The sequence below is a fragment of the Dysgonomonas sp. Shenzhen-Wh21 genome (assembly GCF_043392705.1).
GTDB lineage: Bacteria > Bacteroidota > Bacteroidia > Bacteroidales > Dysgonomonadaceae > Dysgonomonas.
The window spans coordinates 1-4,789 of the sequence record NZ_JAIXHZ010000172.1 but is presented as its reverse complement, the minus strand read 5'-3'; the positions used below and the strand labels follow the sequence as shown (position 1 = coordinate 4,789).

Here is a 4,789-nt window from a genome sequence, read left to right as displayed (position 1 = left end):
CATTATTCGAACAATGCAAAGCCTTAGTTATCGAAAAAAACACAGCAACAACTCCTTTGCGCTCCAATTCGTCCATTAATCGTTCAGCGCGATTATAACCGATAGAAAATTGTCGTTGCAGCATGGAGGTTGTTGCTGTGTTTTTTTCGATAACTAAGGCTTTGCATTGTTCGAATAATGGATCTTCATATTCATCCTTAAACATATCTGGTTTTTGTATCGGCTTTTCGACTTTTGTACGGTCATAAGGAAATATATCCGTGATTGCTGTCTCTGATAAACTTGCTATTTCATAGTCAGCAAGAGTACCCGACATACCTTTTTCGACAACTTCCAAAGCTTCTTTTAAAGAACTAGCCTGTGCTAACATTGTATCTGCCGTTTTCTTTTCCGAGCCACTTTTCTCGTCCAGAGTAACGAAATATATCTTTGCTTTGAAGTAGCGATCGCCATTCTCATTCAGAAACATTTCCGATAGTCTGGCTCGTTTAATATCGGAGATTGTAAACACACCACTGATATAGGGTCTTATTTCTTCTATTATTCGGGATTCCGCTTCTGTAAAAGAAAGGGTATCAACTAAATATGATTCAGTCACTAGGAAGGCGCTTACAATTAATGTTGTAGGTGCTTTTTTGTTTGTGGAAGGTCTGGTTTTAGGTTGTTGCGTAAGCAAAGTTAAACCGAGAGTTAAACCAGTTTAACCTATGAATATAACAGTTAATGTGATGTTCTATAAATCAAAAACTTTATCAAGTGAGGAGCCTCATATTAGGATGGACTTGAAATGCTCATGATGATACACCAGATATTATGACAATACTAGCTGAATTCTTTGAATCGATAGCTGAAAATATTAAAAGCGATTGAAATGTATCTGGAATATTTAGTTGGTAAGAATGAAGTAGTTTATAAATTGTTAAGGAGTTGTAATTTTTGTTTTTTTATTTCACTTGGATTTTGTCTGTTTATATTTTTAGCTTTTAATCTTTAATTTATATAATTATGAAACCAATATTATTTATGGCAATATCCTTAATATTGTCCTTAGGAGCCTCCTCCTGCAAGAAGCAACAGCCATCCAATCAAATCTCAGAAAGTAAGGACTCAATTACTTCCGCTATTTCTGATAATGCAGTTCAAGAAATTAAAATTTTAGACCCGAATAATATCATCGTGAAAAATGAAGGAAAATATCCTTTAGAGATTAAAATTTTTGAAGACAATTCATTTAATGAAAGGGTGAAGGATATAACCGGCTCTGAATATGATGCTATTATTAAGAATTTTAATGTTGAAACTCCAATAGTATCAGAGAGTGGTATTTATAAATTTTCTGGATGCAAACAACATGATTGCCCTAGTTTTCAAACTATAATTTATTACGATGCTAAAACGGATAACATAAATGTAATTATCAACAAAAATGATAAAGTTTCATCTTTTAGTGAAAAAGGAAAAATTGATATCTCAGAAACACTCAGTAAAAAATAAGATATCAAACAATATTAAAAAATCCGAACAGAATTGCTCGGATTTTTTATTTCGGTTTAATAAAAATAGCATCTCCGTTTGATCTTAGTTCGTATACATAATACTTTCTTTTATAATACCCCTCCCTAATAAATCTTATTTCGATAGCATCTTTTTTTACTTGAATACCGTCAATATTTTCATACTTAAAAATGTCGAGACATATTCCACCCAATAAATATTTACCTTCAATAATATCTAAAGGGATATTATTTTCTAATATATCAATTAAGGTTTGAGAATCTGGAAACTCTTCCTCATTTGAAGCAGCTATTGAATATATCTGTTTAGAGGTATCTATTCCTATTGCAAAAGGATAAAACTCTCCTGCTTCTTTCAAGAAAATAGCTGCTAATTTCTTTATCTCTTCGCAGATTAATTCTTCGTACTTGTCGTTCTGTGATTCCATAGTTAGACTTTTTTTACAAAGAAAATAAAAAACAATTTCATTTATATATTAATAAAGCAAGTTCTTAAACTTAAAATAAAACCAATCTAAATACTTTTATTTCTGTCAAGGACAAAAAGCTAGTGTCTTGTGACGAATAAGAAAGGCAACCGTTATGGTTACCTTTTGTTTTATTACTCCGGAAGTTTTCCTTTCCTGATTAATGATGCTCTATAGCGAAGAATACTTATTGTAGAGAATATTAAGTCTGATTGTATAAATAGATGTTCTTCTGTAAAATTTGAAAAATTAAATTACATTTATCAGAAAAGTAACACCATGTCCCCAAAAGCATGACTTAAAACATTATAATTAGTTTCCAATTTATATTTCTGTTCTCATGCATAGGCATTCTATTTCCTCGAGATATAGACATTGTAACGGTTTCAGCTATTCCCATAGCTCTCCATACTCCACTCTTAGGACATTTATCACCTGTTCGGGCTGTCATACCCAGACGTGGTTTCATCATAATTGTTTTCTATTTAATTTATAAAATGCAAATATAGAGATTATTTTCTATACAATATTTGCATGTTATTTATTTGCCTTGTTGCGTATATACGCTAATTTATCTTGGAATATATCAGCTATCTTATATGCACGGTTTTTGGCCTCATTGGCAATTGGCCCAACGAAAAGACTATCCACAGTCTCTGTGAAAAGGGCTAGCCATCGGTCAAAATGCTCTTTACTTATAGGTAATTGTGCGTGTGGAGGAAATGGGAATCCGGTATATGTCTTCTCTCCTAATAATATTCCTTGCCAGAAGGAGTATAATTTAGCAAGATGTTCCGGCCAATGATTTTGTATTTTGTCATTGAAGATGGGGCCAATCAAATTATCTTTTCTGACCTTTCCATAAAAAATATCAACCATTTTTTTTATGTCTTTAATATCTTCTATATCTTTAGTTGGTGTCATATCTATTTCTCTTTAATAAAAACAAAATGTTTTCATCAAAGATAGGTATTTATTCCAAATTCTATTTTATAAATGTTTTGACGTATTCTTTGAGGGGGGGAGGTAACTATATTTATTAATCTTCAGATTTTGATAATATTTGAATAAGAAGTATTGATCGGAAGGGATTTGTATTCATTCAAAATAGTGAATCTAGACAATATTATCATTGGCCGGATTATTTATCTATAATGATCTTAAGGGAATAAACAGGTTGACAGAAAAATATATAAATAGCTGTTACTTTTATCACCTTTTTCACTAAGTTTGTTATTAGCTATAGAGATAGCCAATCGTTGACGGAGGATATATAGAAGGAGGGGTGTATCATTACTATATGACTGACCACTTGGGTAACAACCGTGTAGTGGTAAATGCCAGTGGAACGGTAACCCAAAGAAACCATTACTATCCCTTCGGAACAGCTTTTGCCGAAAACAGTGTAGATGAACAGAAGAAGCAGCCGTATAGCCTCCTAAACATGTTGAATATAAAAGAGGAGATAATAGATTTTATGTGTTTAGGTATGGAACACCGACTTCGATTTATAATAAAGGTACAAGATTGGGAAATCCTAAAAGTATTAATGAAGCTTTAAGTAAAGAAAGCCCAGCATGGAAAAAAGCCATGGAAAAAGGAGAACCGGTGACCTTATATTTATATACATGCAATTCAGCAACAGAAGGAGATTTTGTTTCAGGTAGCGGAGAAAATGTCCATATAAGAAAGGGTACGAATAATCCCATAGCGAAACAAATATCAAAAGAGTATCCAAATGTTATTGTTGTTGGCTTTGATGGACAATATGTATATGAAGTGGAATCTGGAGAAACAACAGGAGTTTTAAATGAAGATGGGGGCATTGTCATTTATAAGAATGGAAAAGAAATAGCGAAAATACCATATCCTGAAAAGTTTACAAAAGTAGAAAAAGAAAAAATAGAAGAAGAAAAAAAGAAGAAGAAAGAAAAATCAAAATAAAAGTCTATGAAATTGTATTTTATTATTATAACATTATCATTTTTATTAGTTTCATGTAATGAAAAGGAAAAAATATCAGCTTCTGATTTTCCAAAAATGAGTGATAAAGATCATATTGACTTGATAGATAAAGCTATAAATTTAAATGATACAAATGCATATTTAAAGCTGACGCAATATCATGGAATATATGGGAACATGGATGAAATTCTATTTGTTGCTTTAGAGATGGCAAATAAGAATCGTTATTCACAAGCGTATTATGATGTCTACTGGATTTTGACTCACTTTGAGGGTTATAATTGGATTGAAAAATCAGATAGTAAAACTAAATGCTTAGCATTATACTACTTATTGAAATCATATGAATCAAATTTAGAAAATAGTAAATATGAATTTAGTTTTTGATTCTAAAGAATTTTCAGAAAAAAGTAGATGAACTATGAATCAGTTCAATAGAATATATTCTACTACGAACCGACATGGATTTTCCCATTAAAATAACACATATCTTTGGCATAGTTTATACCAACAATGATATACCAATATGATGAAGACATCACTTGATCTGATCTTTTACACTCGGGCTGAGCATCTCTATAGCCAAGAACAAACTTAATGAAAAAAGTGACAACCAACGGTCATAGGAGCGAAGCATATGTAAAAGTAACAGCTTTTTGCATATATTTCTCTGTCACCTTTTTTCTCCCTTTAAGTCTGGTATAGATATATAATCCTGCCTATATTATCATAGGCAGGATTAGTTTATATCAAATAAATATACTGATTACTATTAATCTTCGAGCAAATCCGAAGGGACGATAAATTATTCTTTTGACATTTCTATCAAATAACAAGTTGACT

General features: G+C 31.4%; 8 protein-coding genes and 1 pseudogene. 4 read left to right on the top strand and 5 right to left on the bottom strand.

Annotation, left to right across the window (positions count from 1 at the left end; all coding sequences use genetic code 11):
• Positions 1-205, bottom strand: a 205-nt coding sequence (locus LDB17_RS12475) for a DNA translocase FtsK (RefSeq protein ID WP_393925052.1), incomplete at its 3' end; no start/stop codon positions are given.
• Between the two features lie 18 nt (positions 206-223).
• Positions 224-598 (bottom strand): annotated as a pseudogene (locus LDB17_RS12470) (DUF4494 domain-containing protein); the annotation flags it as partial.
• A 407-nt stretch (positions 599-1,005) separates the two neighbouring features.
• On the opposite strand from LDB17_RS12470, the gene LDB17_RS12465 reads away from it, so the two are divergent.
• The gene (locus tag LDB17_RS12465; protein WP_252639335.1) at positions 1,006-1,494 is read left to right on the top strand and encodes a hypothetical protein; all 489 of its coding nucleotides are present in this window, start codon (positions 1,006-1,008) and stop codon (positions 1,492-1,494) included.
• Positions 1,495-1,540: 46 nt separating this feature from the next.
• Here LDB17_RS12465 and LDB17_RS12460 read toward each other — a convergent pair whose 3' ends face one another.
• From LDB17_RS12460 to LDB17_RS12450, 3 genes are all read right to left on the bottom strand, one after another.
• A complete protein-coding gene (locus LDB17_RS12460) occupies positions 1,541-1,942 on the bottom strand; it encodes a hypothetical protein (RefSeq protein WP_252639336.1) in 402 nt (133 codons plus the stop codon).
• Between the two features lie 337 nt (positions 1,943-2,279).
• Positions 2,280-2,453 (bottom strand): hypothetical protein, encoded by a 174-nt coding sequence (locus tag LDB17_RS12455; RefSeq protein ID WP_252639337.1) that lies wholly within the window; start codon positions 2,451-2,453, stop codon positions 2,280-2,282.
• Positions 2,454-2,518: 65 nt separating this feature from the next.
• On the bottom strand, positions 2,519-2,905 hold the full coding sequence (locus LDB17_RS12450; RefSeq protein ID WP_252639338.1) for a group III truncated hemoglobin: 387 nt from the start codon (positions 2,903-2,905) through the stop codon (positions 2,519-2,521).
• 376 nt (positions 2,906-3,281) lie between these two features.
• Between LDB17_RS12450 and LDB17_RS12445 the strand changes: the two genes are divergently transcribed.
• Genes LDB17_RS12445 through LDB17_RS12435 form a run of 3 tightly spaced genes read left to right on the top strand, consistent with a single transcriptional unit; the run spans position 3,282 to position 4,333 of the window.
• A complete protein-coding gene (locus LDB17_RS12445) occupies positions 3,282-3,542 on the top strand; it encodes a hypothetical protein (protein WP_252639339.1) in 261 nt (86 codons plus the stop codon).
• Positions 3,509-3,925: a hypothetical protein gene (locus LDB17_RS12440; protein ID WP_252639340.1), complete on the top strand. Its 417-nt coding sequence runs from the start codon at positions 3,509-3,511 to the stop codon at positions 3,923-3,925. The genes LDB17_RS12445 and LDB17_RS12440 overlap by 34 nt, the downstream gene beginning before the upstream one ends.
• Positions 3,926-3,931: 6 nt before the next feature.
• On the top strand, positions 3,932-4,333 hold the full coding sequence (locus LDB17_RS12435; RefSeq protein WP_393925051.1) for a hypothetical protein: 402 nt from the start codon (positions 3,932-3,934) through the stop codon (positions 4,331-4,333).
• Positions 4,334-4,789 lie beyond the last annotated feature (456 nt).

Bases quoted from the DNA above. Each gene is read 5' to 3' on its own strand.
- LDB17_RS12465 (WP_252639335.1), top strand. From the start codon at position 1,006: ATGAAACCAATATTATTTATGGCAATATCCTTAATATTGTCCTTAGGA.
- LDB17_RS12460 (WP_252639336.1), bottom strand. From the start codon at position 1,942: ATGGAATCACAGAACGACAAGTACGAAGAATTAATCTGCGAAGAGATA.
- LDB17_RS12455 (WP_252639337.1), bottom strand. From the start codon at position 2,453: ATGATGAAACCACGTCTGGGTATGACAGCCCGAACAGGTGATAAATGT.
- LDB17_RS12450 (WP_252639338.1), bottom strand. From the start codon at position 2,905: ATGACACCAACTAAAGATATAGAAGATATTAAAGACATAAAAAAAATG.
- LDB17_RS12445 (WP_252639339.1), top strand. From the start codon at position 3,282: ATGACTGACCACTTGGGTAACAACCGTGTAGTGGTAAATGCCAGTGGA.
- LDB17_RS12435 (WP_393925051.1), top strand. From the start codon at position 3,932: ATGAAATTGTATTTTATTATTATAACATTATCATTTTTATTAGTTTCA.